General features: G+C 60.2%; 15 protein-coding genes. 4 read left to right on the top strand and 11 right to left on the bottom strand.

Annotated elements, in window-relative coordinates; genetic code table 11:
- Window positions 1-13: 13 nt before the first annotated feature.
- The 10 genes from ACR0MO_RS17270 to ACR0MO_RS17225 all read right to left on the bottom strand — a co-directional run bounded on the left by ACR0MO_RS17270 (window position 14) and on the right by ACR0MO_RS17225 (window position 10107).
- Window positions 14-907, bottom strand: coding sequence for a homocysteine S-methyltransferase family protein (locus ACR0MO_RS17270; protein ID WP_480892485.1), 894 nt, complete (start codon window positions 905-907; stop codon window positions 14-16).
- A 12-nt stretch (window positions 908-919) separates the two neighbouring features.
- Entirely contained in the window at window positions 920-1972 is a 1053-nt protein-coding gene (locus ACR0MO_RS17265; protein WP_480892483.1) for an alcohol dehydrogenase family protein, read from the bottom strand.
- Between the two features lie 3 nt (window positions 1973-1975).
- A complete protein-coding gene (locus ACR0MO_RS17260) occupies window positions 1976-2452 on the bottom strand; it encodes a cupin domain-containing protein (protein WP_480875723.1) in 477 nt (158 codons plus the stop codon).
- Between the two features lie 18 nt (window positions 2453-2470).
- Window positions 2471-4918, bottom strand: coding sequence for a GcvT family protein (locus ACR0MO_RS17255; RefSeq protein WP_480892480.1), 2448 nt, complete (start codon window positions 4916-4918; stop codon window positions 2471-2473).
- Window positions 4919-4933: 15 nt separating this feature from the next.
- A complete protein-coding gene (locus tag ACR0MO_RS17250) occupies window positions 4934-5314 on the bottom strand; it encodes a GFA family protein (protein WP_170523909.1) in 381 nt (126 codons plus the stop codon).
- Window positions 5315-5318: 4 nt separating this feature from the next.
- Complete coding sequence (locus tag ACR0MO_RS17245; protein ID WP_170523906.1) at window positions 5319-5942, bottom strand: LysE family transporter; 624 nt, start codon at window positions 5940-5942, stop codon at window positions 5319-5321.
- 13 nt (window positions 5943-5955) lie between these two features.
- Window positions 5956-6525: an XRE family transcriptional regulator gene (locus tag ACR0MO_RS17240; protein WP_170523903.1), complete on the bottom strand. Its 570-nt coding sequence runs from the start codon at window positions 6523-6525 to the stop codon at window positions 5956-5958.
- Between the two features lie 155 nt (window positions 6526-6680).
- Window positions 6681-8165, bottom strand: a complete 1485-nt coding sequence (locus ACR0MO_RS17235; RefSeq protein WP_480892476.1) for a peroxidase family protein — start codon at window positions 8163-8165, stop codon at window positions 6681-6683.
- 226 nt (window positions 8166-8391) lie between these two features.
- Window positions 8392-8841 carry a GAF domain-containing protein gene (locus ACR0MO_RS17230; RefSeq protein ID WP_170455191.1) on the bottom strand — a complete coding sequence of 150 codons (450 nt, stop codon included), beginning with the start codon at window positions 8839-8841 and terminating at the stop codon, window positions 8392-8394.
- 93 nt (window positions 8842-8934) lie between these two features.
- On the bottom strand, window positions 8935-10107 hold the full coding sequence (locus ACR0MO_RS17225) for an acetyl-CoA C-acyltransferase (RefSeq protein WP_480627130.1): 1173 nt from the start codon (window positions 10105-10107) through the stop codon (window positions 8935-8937).
- Between the two features lie 104 nt (window positions 10108-10211).
- Between ACR0MO_RS17225 and ACR0MO_RS17220 the strand changes: the two genes are divergently transcribed.
- The 3 genes from ACR0MO_RS17220 to ACR0MO_RS17210 all read left to right on the top strand — a co-directional run bounded on the left by ACR0MO_RS17220 (window position 10212) and on the right by ACR0MO_RS17210 (window position 12812).
- Window positions 10212-10550, top strand: coding sequence for an STAS domain-containing protein (locus ACR0MO_RS17220; protein WP_170624586.1), 339 nt, complete (start codon window positions 10212-10214; stop codon window positions 10548-10550).
- Between the two features lie 19 nt (window positions 10551-10569).
- The gene (locus ACR0MO_RS17215; RefSeq protein ID WP_480892474.1) at window positions 10570-11019 is read left to right on the top strand and encodes an ATP-binding protein; all 450 of its coding nucleotides are present in this window, start codon (window positions 10570-10572) and stop codon (window positions 11017-11019) included.
- Between the two features lie 215 nt (window positions 11020-11234).
- Window positions 11235-12812, top strand: coding sequence for a gamma-glutamyltransferase family protein (locus tag ACR0MO_RS17210; RefSeq protein ID WP_480892471.1), 1578 nt, complete (start codon window positions 11235-11237; stop codon window positions 12810-12812).
- Window positions 12813-12847: 35 nt separating this feature from the next.
- Here the strand turns inward: ACR0MO_RS17210 and hspQ are convergent, their stop codons facing one another.
- Window positions 12848-13174 carry a heat shock protein HspQ gene (gene hspQ / locus ACR0MO_RS17205; RefSeq protein ID WP_170455199.1) on the bottom strand — a complete coding sequence of 109 codons (327 nt, stop codon included), beginning with the start codon at window positions 13172-13174 and terminating at the stop codon, window positions 12848-12850.
- Window positions 13175-13254: 80 nt separating this feature from the next.
- Between hspQ and ACR0MO_RS17200 the strand changes: the two genes are divergently transcribed.
- The gene (locus ACR0MO_RS17200; protein ID WP_480892468.1) at window positions 13255-14136 is read left to right on the top strand and encodes an AEC family transporter; all 882 of its coding nucleotides are present in this window, start codon (window positions 13255-13257) and stop codon (window positions 14134-14136) included.
- Window positions 14137-14183: the final 47 nt, after the last annotated feature.

Here is a 14183-nt window from a genome sequence, read left to right as displayed (position 1 = left end):
GCCCCCATTCGGTTCAGACGATCCGATGACCGGCAGCCACAAGGCGGTGGGCCAGTGCCTCGATATGGTCCGGGCCGATCTCGCAGCATCCGCCAACAATCGTGGCCCCCTGTTCCACCCAAGCCATCGCGTGATCTGCATAGGCGTCGGGGCCAAGGTCATGGCGCTGCTGAAGGCTGTCAACGGTTGGCGCATCCTGCAAAAACCCGTCGGCGATATGGGTGAAACCGTTGGCATAGGCCCCGTAGGGCAGCCCCATACCGGACAGGATGTCCAGTGCTGCGGGAACAGCCTCGGGCCGGGTGCAGTTGATCAGCAAAGCCTGCGGTTGGTACTGCGCGACCAAAGGCGCGATCAGCTCCAAAGCCTCGCCCGAGCGCAACCGCGTTCCGTCATCATCCATGGCCGACAGGGCCAGCCACACCGGCTTGCCGCAGCCTTCCGTGCCGCGCAGGGTGCCTCCGGCCTCGAGCAGTGAAGACACCGTTTCGATCAAAAACAGATCTACGTCGTCTGCCATCAACGAGACCAGTTCGCCGAACTTCCGTGCCGCATCCTCGGGGTCAGGTTTCAGATCAGGCCGGTAGGTTGCCAGAAGCGGGCCGAGCGATCCGGCCACCCGCCCTGCCGTACCCTGCCGCGCGGCGTTTGCCTGCATGACGGCTGCTTCAACCAGAGTTGCAAGCTGATCCTCGATCCCTTCCCGCACCAGACGCGAGCGATGAACGGCGTAGGTGTTGGTCGTTGCCACGGTCGCGCCGCGCCGGAAATATTCGGCATGAACGTCGTGCACCAGTTCAGGGTGATCGATCATCACCCGTGTCGACCACAATGGCGTGGGGCGTTTTCCACTGCGTTTCACCAGCTCTTGCCCGATCGAGCCATCCAGAAGGGTAATATCGGCCATGTTTCCAGCTCCTTACGGGATCAGCACCAGTTTTCCAGGCAGCGCCTTGGATTGAAAATCCTCTTGCGCCGTGATGATGTCCTTTAAGGGGTATGTGCGGGAAATCAACGGTTTGATGCGCCCTGCATTCATCAACTCGACCAAACGCCCAAACACCTCGGGGGGCTGATGGGTGCAGCCGTGGATGGTGATATCGCGCAGATAGATGTCGCGCAGATCGGCCTGAACCATCGGACCGGCAATCGCGCCCGAAACGGCATAATGCCCGCCGGGTTTCAGCGCCAGGATCAGCGCCGCCCAAGCCGGGCCACCGACCACGTCGATCACAACATCGAACATGTCGGCGGGCAAAGCGGCATCCCGGTCAAATATCTGAACCGCACCCTGAGCTTTCACCACTTCAGTCTTGGCCGCGCTGGTCACGCCCCAGACCGACGCGCCACGCAGGCGCGCCAGTTGCACGGCAGCCAGTCCAACGCCGCCTGATGCACCAGTGATCAGGACCTTGTGGCCCGCAGTCACGCCTGCCCGGGTCAGCAGGTTCTCGGCGGTGCCGAAAGCGCAGGGAATGGCGGCGATTTCCACATCTGACAGGGGCGAGGCACTGACGTCATAAAGATCATCCGCCTCAACCAGACAATATTGCGCAAACGCGCCATCGATCTCGGACCCCAGGGCAATGAACCCGTGCGGATGACCCGGACGTGGGCGCGGCAGGTTGATCGGGCAGGTCACACGTTGGCCCGGCTGAAACCCGGCCCCCGCGCCAATCATTTCGACGATGCCACACAGATCACCGCCCTGTATCCGAGGGAAGCGCAGCGCACCGCCCCAGCCACCGACCTCGACATCCTGATCGACCTCCCCGGTGGCGCTTGTGACGTCCGAGGAATACCAGCCAACCCGCGTATTGATATCGGTGTTGTTGACCCCGGCAGCCGCGACGCGCACCAACACCTGCCCCGGACCGGGTTGAGGAACGGGAATATCCTGCCGCCATTCCAGCGCCTCTGGCCCACCGTGACGGGTCAGGTAAACGCCGGACATGGTTTCGGGCAAAGTCATCTGTCAGCCCGCGTCATCGGGATGCGCCGGAACCGGACCCATCGGCACAATGTCGTACCGTGCGTTGAGCGCGGCCATTTTGGCCTCATCGGCAAAGTCAGCCTCATCCATCCCGGCCAGTTCGGCAAGAAAGCCATCGAAGCCCGAGGGTTGGAAGATCATCAGCATTCTGGCGGGGGCCGCATCGGCCACCCGGCAGGCATGGGGCACCCCGGGCGGGACATGCATCGTCGTACCCGGGGTACATCTATGCCAGTCGCCATCGACGTAGAAATCCACCGCACCTTCCAGAAAATAGAAGGTCTCGGCATGGCTGTCGTGGCGATGAAGGCCAAGCGCGAAGCTGGCCTTCAGATTGTCTTCCATGAGCGCGTATGCGCCACCGGTGTCCTGACCGGACACCTTGACGAAGGTGTGGTCATTTTCCCAGTCATAGTTGGGACCCTCTCCGGGTCCCAGTTTGGCGTATCGTTTGCTCATGGCGATCTCCGTACGGGGTTACGCGCGCAACCGCTCGTTCTCGGGGTCCCAAAGCGGTTGGTCCTCTTGTACCACGGCACGGTGTTTCTGACCGTAGATTTCGACCTCAAGCTCGGTGCCGGGATTGGCAAGCTCGGTCCTGATCATGCCCAGCGCGATGGATTTGCCCACGCGATAACCCCATGCGCCCGAGGTCGTCTCACCCACAATCTGATCGCCTTGCCAGATGCAGGACATATAGGGCGCGTCACACTCACCGGCTTCGACCGTCAGGGTAACGAACGACTTCTTCACGCCCTGCTGCTTTTCGTTCAGGATCGCCGCCTTGCCGGGGAAGTCCTGCGGCTTGTCCAGCTTTACGAACCGCCCCAGCCCGCCTTGCAGAAGCGAGTAATCGGTCGACAGATCGCCTTTCCACGCGCGGTATCCCTTTTCGATACGCAAGCTGTTCAGCGCGTACATGCCAAACGGCTTGGCCCCGGCGTCGATGATCGCACCGTAGATCGCGGGCATATGCTCGTTCAGGGCATGAACCTCCCAACCCAGTTCACCGGCAAAGGACACGCGGATCAGATAGGCGGGTTGTCCGGCGACGGTAGCGGACTGGTGGGTCAACCATCCGGTGGACAGGTCCGCATCGGTTAGACCCGACAGGATCTCACGCGATTTCGGGCCGGTCACGATCAGCGTGTCGCGGGTGGTGGTGACATCCTCGACCGACACCCCGGCAGGCATCGCCTTCAGCAGGATATCGCGGTCATGCCACTGCGCCGTGGCGGCGGTGATCATCACGAACTCATCTTCGCCCAGACGGATACAGGACATCTCGGTCAGGATGCGGCCCCGGTCGTCCGAAACGTAGACGAGGTTCATCCGGCCCGCCTTGGGCAGACCGCCCGTGACCAGACCGCGCAGCGCCTCGGCGGCACCCTCGCCCTTGACCATGAAGCGCGAGAAGCCAGGCAGGTCCAGCACACCGCAATGGTCGCGCACGGCCTCACATTCTTCCTTGATCCGCTGCTCCCACGGACCGGACCGGCCCCATGTGTGCGTCGCCTCAAGCGAGGTGTCGTCGCCCGGCATCGCGAACCAGTTGGCGCGTTCCCAGCCGTTATAGGCGCCCATGACACCGCCCAGTTCTTTGACCGTGTCATGCACCGGCGACAGTTTCTTGTCGCGCGCGGCGGGCCATTCGTGGTGGGGGAAATGCATGGCGTATTCGTTGCCGTAAACCTCCATCCCCTTTTTCACGCAGTAATCGTGATCGGTGTAGTCGGTGTAGCGGCGCGGATCGACCGACCACATATCCCATTCGGTGTGGCCATCGACGATCCATTCCGCCAGCACCTTGCCAGCACCGCCGCCCTGCGCGATGCCAAAGGTAAAGACGCAGGCCTCGAACGCGTTTTTCACACCGGGCATCGGGCCGATCAGCGGCAGGCCATCGGGCGCATAGGGGATCGGGCCGTTGATGATGCGCGAGATTCCGGCCTCACCGGACAGCGGCACACGCTCCATCGCGTCGGCGACGATGTCTTCGATCCGGTCCAGATCGTCGGACCAGAGCTGGAAGCTGAAGTCATCGGGCATCGGGTCGGCGTCGGTTTCCCAATGCGCGCGACAGTTGGGTTCATAGGGGCCGATGTTGAAGCCGTGCTTTTCCTGCCGCAGGTAATACGACACATCCACATCGCGCAGCAGAGGCAGCTTTTTGCCGCTTTGCTTCGACCAAGCCTCAATCTCGGGGATTTCTTCGGTCAGCAGGTACTGGTGGCTCATCACCATCATAGGCACCGTGCGCCCGCCATAAGGCTTGAACCACTCGCCGACACGCTGCGCATAATACCCGGCGGCGTTTACGACGTAATCGCAGTCAATATCGCCCTTTTCGGTGCTGACGGTCCAGGTTCCGTCCTCGTGCTGGGTCACACCGGTCGCAGGCGTAAAGCGCAGGATTTTCGCACCCATATCGCGCGCACCCTTGGCCAGTGCCTGCGTCAGCTGCGCCGGGTCGATGTCACCGTCGCTGGGGTCGAACAGCACGCCTTCCAGATCGTGGGTTTCGAGGAACGGGTATTTTTCCTTGGCCTGTTCGGGCGTCCACATCTCCATCTCGATGCCCTGATAACGGCCCATGGCACAGGCGCGCTCGAACTCCTGCACGCGCTCTTTCGTGTGTGCCAGACGGATCGAGCCGGTCTGGTGGTAGTTCATCGGATAGTCGACCTCATCCCCCAGACGCGCATACAGCTCGGTCGAATAGCGCTGCATGTTCATGATCGCCCATGAGGTCGAGAAGGTCGGCACGTTGCCCGCCGCATGCCAGGTCGAACCCGCTGTCAGTTCGTTCTTTTCCAGCAGAACGCAGTCAGTCCAGCCCTTCTTGGCCAGATGGTACAGCGAGGAGGTCCCCACCACACCGCCACCGATAACAACCACGCGGGCTTTTGTCGGAAAATCACTCATGTTGTTTGATCCCTGTTACTGTGCCTCTTGAGGCAGATCGTCCGTAATGTCGTAGTAATCGCCCTTGTCGGCCACAAAGATGTGCCGGGCGAGGTGCAGTCCTGTGGGTTCGCTTAGCGCGCCCATGGAAATCGAGATTGTGTCCTCATCATTGTGCTGCCAGAAGAGGAACGAACCGCAAGCGTTGCAAAATCCACGTCGGGCGATATCCGAGGCGCGGAACCAGCTTAGGGTATCGCTTGCGGTAAAGCTCAGGTTGTCCTGATGGGTCGAGGTCGAGGCCCAGATATGACCCGATTGCTTGCGGCACTGGCCGCAATGGCAGGCCGAGGGCGGCGACAGATCTCCGTCGATGGTAAAGGCGACCGAACCGCACAGGCAGGAACCAGTATGCATGTGATTACCCCCTTGCTGCAGGCGTGGAGCTGGTGCCCAGCAACACGCCGTAGATGATGAAACAGGCTGCCATGACCCGGCGCACCCAGATGTTGAACACCGCCCCCAGCGCCGCCTTGCCCATCAGCGCGCCCAACAGGGTGAACCCGGTATAGCTGAGCGTGGTGATGACCAGCGCGGTGGGCATGATCACCCCCATCTGCTGCCAGATCGGCACATCGGGCTGCACGAATTGCGAAAAGGCGGCCAGATATCCGGCCACGCTTTTGGGGTTGATCGTCGCCACCGCCAGTGCGTGCAGATAGACATGCCGCGCGGGCCGTTCAGAGGCGGGCGCAGGTTTCGCGGCGTTCATCCAGCCGCGGATGCCCAGCCAGATCAGGAACCCGGCACCCACCAGTTTGGCAATGAAAAACCCAGTCGGCGATGCGGCGATCAGGGCGGTCACGCCCAGCGCCGACAGGGTCAGAAACGCGCTCGCCTGCGTCAGGATCGCCAACACCCCCAGCATCGCCTTGGGAAACGGCAGGCTCATACCGTTCGAGATGCAATTGACCGCATTTGGTCCGGGCGTAGTGACGAACACCACCCAGAACAGCGCGAATATGGTCCAGGCCTCAAAGCTCATCAATACGCTCTCATCAATACACCGGCGGGGCGATGACCCAGATCGCCACGGCGGGCTCATCATAGGGGTTCGCCCATTGATAGGGTTCATGCTTGATGCGGAAACTATCGCCCGGTCCCACCGTGAACTGGCGGCTGCCGATGGTCAGGTCCAGATGGCCGGATACCATATACCCGACCTCCTGCGTCGGTCGGTTGGCCGGGGTTTGCATTTGCGACCGAGGCTCGAAGGTGGAATGCACCATTTCGAAATCGTCGGTCAGATCGGGCGAGAGCAGTTCTTCGATCAGGCCCTCTTCATCCGATCCCATGGGTCTGCGGGTTCCGGCCCGCACCACATAGCCCTGTTCGTCGCTGGGAACAGCAGAATGCGCAAACAGCATCGACATTGGCACGCCCAGCGATTCCGCAATCTGGCGCAGGTCGGAAATCGACGGGTCGGATTTGTCGCGTTCAACCTGGCTGAGCCACCCGACAGAGCGATCCAAACGTGCCGCGATCTCGGTCAGCGTCAACCCACGCGCCTTTCGCAGCGCGCGAATATCGGCACCCAATGTGGCACTTTGGGGGGCTTGGCTGTTCACTGGCCGCTCCGAATCTCGTGAAAATTTCTCCCTGTTTTTCACGATGCCAGAGGTTCGTGAAATTTCAAAGCATTTTTTCACGCAATTTCATCGAGCCGGTAACAGTATCGTTGGACCTGTCGGGCACCGGATGCCCGACAGGTTTTCACACCTCTTCAGCCACACATCAGACTGTGCGGATCGCGGATATGCCCCCGGTTGGCTTCGACATAAGCAATAATGCCGGCCATACAGGACGGCTGGCCACCAAATCCCGGCCAGGGCGTGAAGTGGGGAATATGCACAAAGGTCGTCGGATCCCGTTGCAGCAGATTGGCAAAGACCGAGGCGACGATCAGACCGCCAACACCGGTGAGTTTGCCGTGCCCATGCTGCTCAGCCTCTTGCAGGGCATAGAACCACAAGGGCGTTTTCTGAAACCCTTTGGCGGCAAGCTCTGGCGGCACGGCAACGGGGGCGGTTCCCAGATGCGCGGCAAAGTGCTGACCACTGGCAAGTTGATAGGTGTAACGGTCGCGGATCATGTTGCGCAGCGCCAGGTTCTTGGATTGCGCCTCGGTCAGCGTCTCGCCGATATCCTCCAACGCGATCTGGCCGGTGACGAAGGGCAGCTCCAGCAGCGGCGCGCCCATTTTGGGACCAACCGGTCGGGCCTTTTGCGACGCGGTCTTGCCGTTCATCGAGAAATACAAGTCCATATCGATATTGGCTGCCTTGTCCCTTGGGCCGAAGCCTTGCGTTGCAAACAGGCTGACGGGGCTGCCGGACGCGTTCAGCTTGTATTCGAATTGCGTCGTTGCATGGCCGAAACGATAACAAGCACCGGTGAATTCAACCGGCATGACCGGCGCATCCCAGCCAAAGATCGGACGTTTCATCGCTGCTGTCAGGCAGCTGTCTTCGACGAAGGCATGCAGCAACTCGTTCCAGACGATCCACTGGTAGTGCAGACGAATGAACCGCCGCACTTCCTGAAAGTTGCTTAATCCGGGGGATACGTGATCCTTCCAGATTTTGGCACTGATCCCTTCATGGGCGCAGGCGTGAATATCCTTGGCTTCGGACCCGCCCTCGCTCAGCTTGCTCATCAGGATGTTGTGCAACTCGATAAAGATGCCCTGCACTTGTGCGACGATGATGTTCTCGTCGTTGCGCGGATCACCGATCAGGGCCTTGCCCGCGCAGGTGCGGGCCAGATCCAGATGGTTTTCCTTGCGCCCGAACATCAGCATGTGATCCTGATCCCCGGCTCCATAGAGATGCGGTGACGCCTCGGGCCCGGCACCATAGACGCAGTCGAGGTCCAGGCTGGGCGTTCTGACATTCGGGATGGTGGCCGGATCGATCCGGGTGCCCAGGGCCGATGTCGCATCCAGTGTGATGTCGTGGTCAACGAACTGACCCAGAAAGGTCATGCCCGCATCCGCCGGACCATCATGGTTTTCCTTGGCTCGCATGGACTGAGACAAGTCGTCCAGCGCATGGATCACATCCGCATGGGTGATCTTGACGATATGAACCGGGTTTGGTGGCTTGAGACGCCCAAGGGTCTGCACAAAGGGTCTGGAGGGGCCCGCGCCGTTGAGACAAACCTTGGTGAGTTGATCAAGCCGCGTAAGGCCGTGATGCATACCTGCCATAACAAAATACTCCTGAAACAAATAAAAAATGTCGGTGAAAATAAAAATCCGACAGGTCGATTCATAGCAGAAATAGGGAAGATTCTCAATTTGACGGCGCGCGAATCCGCCGACGAGAAAGGGTCTTTCAGACCTTTCCGATACTTGGCAGCACAAGCTCAGGTTTAAAGAACCTGAGGTGAAGAGGCGTCAGACGGGTCGGGGCAGCCGGTACCGGATGTGGCGATCAGCCAAAGACCCGCGCCAGAATTGTTCCCAGCGCATCCGCGTCCGCATCGTTGAACGCATCAGGCTGATCACTGTCGATATCGAACACCGCAATCACCTCGCCCGAGGCATCCCGCACGGGCAAGACAAGCTCGGACCGGGTAGAGGAGGCACAGGCGATATGGCCGGGAAACGCATCTACGTCGGGAACCAGCTGAACCTCTCCCGTACGCGCCGCAGCACCGCAGACACCGCGATCGAACGGGATGGTCAGGCAGCCATGTCCGCCCTGATACGGGCCGATCTTCAACAACCCCGGCTCAGTCACACGGTAAAAACCCGTCCAGTCAAACCGATCATCGGCGTGATGCACTTCGCAGGCGATGGTCGCCATCAAGGCAACCTGATCGGTCTCGCCTTCGGTCAGCGCGGCGATGGTTTTGGCAAGCGTGTCGTAATCGGCGGTCATGGTTGCGCTTTTGTCTATCAGGGGCGGGGGCGCTGCCCCCTCTTGAGCCTTTGGCTCAATTCACCCCCGCCGTATTTGAAACAAGAAGAAGGGTCAAATGCGTTCTATGGCGATGGCCGTTCCTTCGCCGCCGCCGATGCAGATCGCTGCGACGCCGCGTTTGAGGCCCCGCTTCTCCAATGCGTTCAGCAGTGTAACCATGATCCGAGCGCCAGACGCGCCGATTGGGTGGCCCAACGCGCAGGCCCCGCCGTTCACGTTCACCTTGTCCCGGGGCAGACCCATTTCATGCATGAAGGCCATCGGGACAACGGCGAAGGCTTCGTTCACCTCCCAAAGGTCGACATCTTCGGTGCTCCAGCCGATGCGGGCCAGCAGCTTTTGCGCAGCCGGGACCGGGGCTGTGGTGAACAGGCCCGGGGCCTGCGCGTGGCTGGCGTGGCCAAGGATACGCGCACGAACGGACAGATTCTGTGCCTCAGCAGCCAAGGCAGACGCCAGAACCAGCGCCGCCGCGCCATCCGAGATCGACGATGCATTGGCAGCGGTCACCGTGCCATCCTTGCGGAAGGCCGGCTTCAGGGTTGGGATCTTTTCGGGCCGGGCTGATTTTGGCTGCTCATCCGCCGATTGGATCACCTCTCCTTTTCGGGTGCGTACCGAAACCGGGGCGATCTCGCCATCGAACGCGCCGCTGTCCTGCGCCGCCAGAGCATTGGACAGGGATTGCAGCGCGTATTCGTCCTGCGCCTCGCGGGTGAATTGGAAGGATTCGGCACAGTCTTCGGCGAAGGTGCCCATCAGGCGGCCTTTGTCATACGCATCTTCAAGCCCGTCGAGGAACATGTGATCGACGACCTGACCGTGCCCGATACGCGCGCCGCCGCGCATTTTCGGCAACAGGTAGGGGGCGTTCGTCATGCTTTCCATTCCGCCCGCAACCATCAGATCGGCATGTCCCAGTGCGATCTGGTCAAAGGCCATCATGGCCGCTTTCATGCCCGATCCGCACATCTTGTTGAGTGTCGTGGCCGGCACCTCTTGGCCCAGACCGGCGGCGAAACCGGCCTGACGTGCCGGGGCTTGCCCTTGCCCTGCCGGAAGAACGCAGCCCATCAGCACCTCGTCCACGGTTTCGGTGCCTGCCTGTTCCAATGCGGCGCGAATTGCGGCCCCGCCCAGATCCGCGGCTGCGACCCCGTCGAACATGCCCTGAAATCCACCCATCGGCGTGCGGGCGGCCCCTGCGATCACAACCTCATTCATCACGGTCTTCCTTTGTTCATTTTCCGGCTTCTGCATACCGAATGGTAAGATTTGCCGTCTAGCGTATTTCTACGAAGCAATTCCAGGAAAGAGGGCGGTCAAACATGGGCCTGACCACTACAACATCCGGTGAGACTCAGATCATCACGGTCCAGACCGACCGGATCGACGCCGCCATGGCCATTCAGTTCAAGGAAGACATGCGGCGCGCAACCGAATCGGGATGCAACCGGGTGGTGCTGGATCTTGGCGGGGTCGAATTTATCGATTCCAGCGGGCTGGGCGCAATTGTCGCCTCGATGAAGCAGCTTGGGGCCGGGCGCAGGCTGGATCTGGCCGGGCTGCAACCGGTGGTCGAAAAGGTGTTTCGCCTGACCCGCATGGACACGGTGTTCAATCTGTTTGCCACCCTGGATGACGCCCTGGCCGGTTCCATCGACTGATCTGGGCGGAGTGGACTGCGTGAAGCCGATAGGGACCAAAACCTGCCTTGAACTGACCTTCCCGGCCACTGAGGCCGAAGCGAGCGCGGGAATTTCGCAACTCAGCACCGGCCTGTCGCGGCAGGGGCTGCCGGCGCATATGGCGGATGATGTGAAGATCGCGCTGGCTGAGGCGATCAACAACGTGGTCGAACATGCCTATGCAGGCATCGCCCCGGCCAAGGTGCAGGTGACGTGCAGGCTGGACCACAACCGGCTGGACATCCTGATTTCCGATACCGGCAATCCCCTGCCCGGCTACAAACTGCCCGACGGTATTCCTGCTTCGGTCGAGACAGGCGTTCAGGACCTGCCCGAAGGCGGGTTTGGTTGGTTTCTGATCCACCAGCTAACCAGCGATATCTGGTATGAAAGGCGGGACGGATGCAATCGCCTGTCGCTGCGGTTTGACTTTGAACCGCAGGACTGACCGGCAAGCAATAGCCATAATAAGGCCTTTTTCGAACCATTGTCGCGCCGCAAACCCCCGTCATACAGTGACTTGTAGCTCAGATAGCTTCCCTCGGCGCCAAGTGTCACAGCCCCCACCCAGTGAACGGCGCCGAGGAACTTCTCTCCCTAATATTACTGGACAAACACAGGCCGCGTCTTAGGTTCGACCCGTCGATGGGGAGGAGGAATACCATGCGGGATCTGCATCTGCCGGGCCGGTCTGAAGTTCTGGCAACCGAAGGGATATGTGCAACGTCGCATCCTCTGGCCGCAAAGGCGGCGCTGGATATTCTGGGTCGGGGCGGCAATGCGATGGATGCCGCAATTGCCGGGGCCATCCTGTTGGGCATTTGCGAACCACAGATGACGGGTTTGGGCGGCGATTGCTTTGTGCTGTTCAACCGGGCAGGTGAAGACAGGATTCGCGCTTTGAATGGTTCCGGGCGCGCCCCGGCACAGGCAGATGCCGAGGCTTTGCGCGCCAAAGGGCTGGCTGCGGTACCTCTGACCAGCCCTGACGCCGTCACCATCCCCGGCGCGGTGGATGCGTTCTGTCATCTTTCAGAGAATGAAGGTCGTCTGGGACTGGACGCCATTCTGCAACCGGCGATTCACTATGCTGAACTCGGCGTACCGGTTGCGCCCCGGGTCGCTTTTGACTGGCAACGCGGCGCGCGCACTCTGCAAGGGGCCGCCAGGCAGCACTATCTGATCAACGGCGGCGTCCCAGAGATCGGTCAGGTCTTCCGGTCTCCGGGTCAGGCCGAAGTTCTGCGCCAGATTGCCAAGCACGGGCGCGACGCCTTCTACACCGGTGAAATTGCCGAGGATATGCTTTCGGCGCTGACCCAACTAGGCGGTGTTCATGGCGCGGATGATTTCGCGGCTACGAAATGCACCGTGACCGACCCGATGAGCGGAACATATCAAGGCATCGATCTGGTCGAACATCCGCCCAACGGTCAGGGGGCGACGGCCATCCTGCTGCTGAACATCCTGAAGCATTTTGATCTGGCCAGCATGGACCCATTCGGGGCGGAACGCGTTCATATCGAGGCCGAAGCCACCAAACTGGCCTATGACGCCCGCAACCGCTTCATCGCGGACCCGGATCATATGGCCCGCGCGGAACGGTTCCTTGATCCCGAAATCGCCGCATCGCTGGCCGCCATGATCGACCCCAAACGCGCGATGCAGGCAGCAGCGCCGCTGACCGAAGCAATTCACAAGGACACCGTTTACATCACGGTGGTCGATCGCGACCGGATGGCAGTTTCGCTGATCTATTCGATCTTCCACAGTTTCGGATCGGGCATCGCATCCCAGAAATACGGCATTCTGCTGCAGAACCGGGGGGCCGGTTTCACTCTGAACCCCGGCCATCCAAATGAGTTGGGTGGTGGCAAACGCCCCATGCACACGATCATCCCCGGAATGCTGCAAGAAAACGGCCGCGTGATGATGCCCTTCGGGGTCATGGGCGGGGCCTATCAGCCGACCGGTCATGCCCGTTTCCTGTCAAACCTCACGGATTTCGACATGGGCCTACAGGACAGCATCGATGCCCCCCGCGCCTTTGCCGACGGGGGTGTGTTGAAACTGGAACGCGGGTTCTCAGAACAGGTAGCGCAACAATTGTCGCAAATTGGCCACACTGTTGAGATTTCAGAAACCCCACTTGGCGGCGCGCAGGCAATCCGAATCCGAAACGACGGCGTGTTAGAGGGCGCAAGCGATCCGCGCAAAGACGGGTGTGCGTTGGGATATTAGCGACGTCAGCGTCCGGGCCGGGTTGGCCCGGTGGATCAGTTCAGATGGAAGTGCAGCGGGTAGGACCCGTCCTCGAACGGCCCGAACATATTGGGAATATCGGGATGCTCTACCGGCTCGCCCGATTGGTCGGCTATCAGATTTTGTTCTGAAACATAAGCCACATAGAAGGACTGATCATTCTCGGCCAGCAGATGATAGAACGGCTGATCCTTGATCGGTCGACTGTCTTCAGGGATGGCTTCGTACCATTCCTCGGTGTTGGAAAACTCCGCGTCCACGTCAAAAATCACCCCTCGGAAGGGATGTTTTTTATGTCGCACTACTTGTCCCAAGCCGTACTTGGCATGTGTCTTTAGCATTGTTTCAGCCCCCAAAGCAGTTACTACCTCTTTCCGGGCGGAAAATCCAATCATTGATCTGAAATTCAGGGAAACAGTCTGTGAACCTTCTACTGACAGTGTTCGAAATTGTCGCGCCGGTGTTTATTCTGGCGGGCATTGGATTTGCCTGGGTCAAGCTGGGGTTTGAATACCGCCTGCAATTCGTCACCCGTTTCGCCATGATGCTGGCGGTGCCCAGCCTGATCTTCGTGGCGCTGATGCAGACCGAAATACCGGGTGGCGACCTGTCGCGATTCACCGTGGCCACCATCGTCGCCAACCTTGGTCTGGCGGTCGTGTTTTGGGGAATCGTTCGGGTGCTGAGGCTGGAGCAGCGCACTTACCTGTCGCCTTTGATCTTTGGCAATACCGGCAACCTGGGCCTGCCGTTATGCATCTTTGCCTTCGGACAGGCGGGGCTGGGATATGCCGTGATTTTCCTGTCGGTGACGGCGCTGTTTTCCTTTACCTACGGCATTTATCTTGTCGCAGGCAAAGGGGCGTTTGGGCAGGTCATCCGGCAACCGATGGTTTGGGCAACATTGCTTGGGGCACTGTTCCTGTGGCAGGATTGGGAAACCCCGCTGTTTCTGACCAACACATTGGATTTGCTGGGACAAATGGCAGTTCCGATGATGCTGGTGACCTTGGGCGTTGCCATCGCGCGCCTGAGCACCCGCAGTCTGGGACAAGCCATCTGGCTGTCGATCCTGAAAGTGGTGGTGTGCTTTGCCCTCGGGTGGGCCATAGCGTCCGCTTTTGACCTGGAAGCCATCGCCTTTGGCGTGCTGATATTGCAGATGTGCACCCCTGTCGCGGTCACATCCTACCTGCTGGCAGAGCGGTTTCAGGCCGACGCAGATGCCGTTGCGGGGATGGTCATGGTCTCGACCCTGCTGTCGGTCGCAGCGTTACCCCTTGTTCTGGCGCTGATTCTGTAGCGATTGTGATTTCCTCAGCGCTCAATCTGCGCTAGAATGCCTGAAAA

Source organism: Ruegeria sp. K5, from assembly GCF_056531805.1.
Note: the sequence above shows the minus strand (reverse complement) of the source record. Positions and strands in the feature narration are given on the sequence as shown.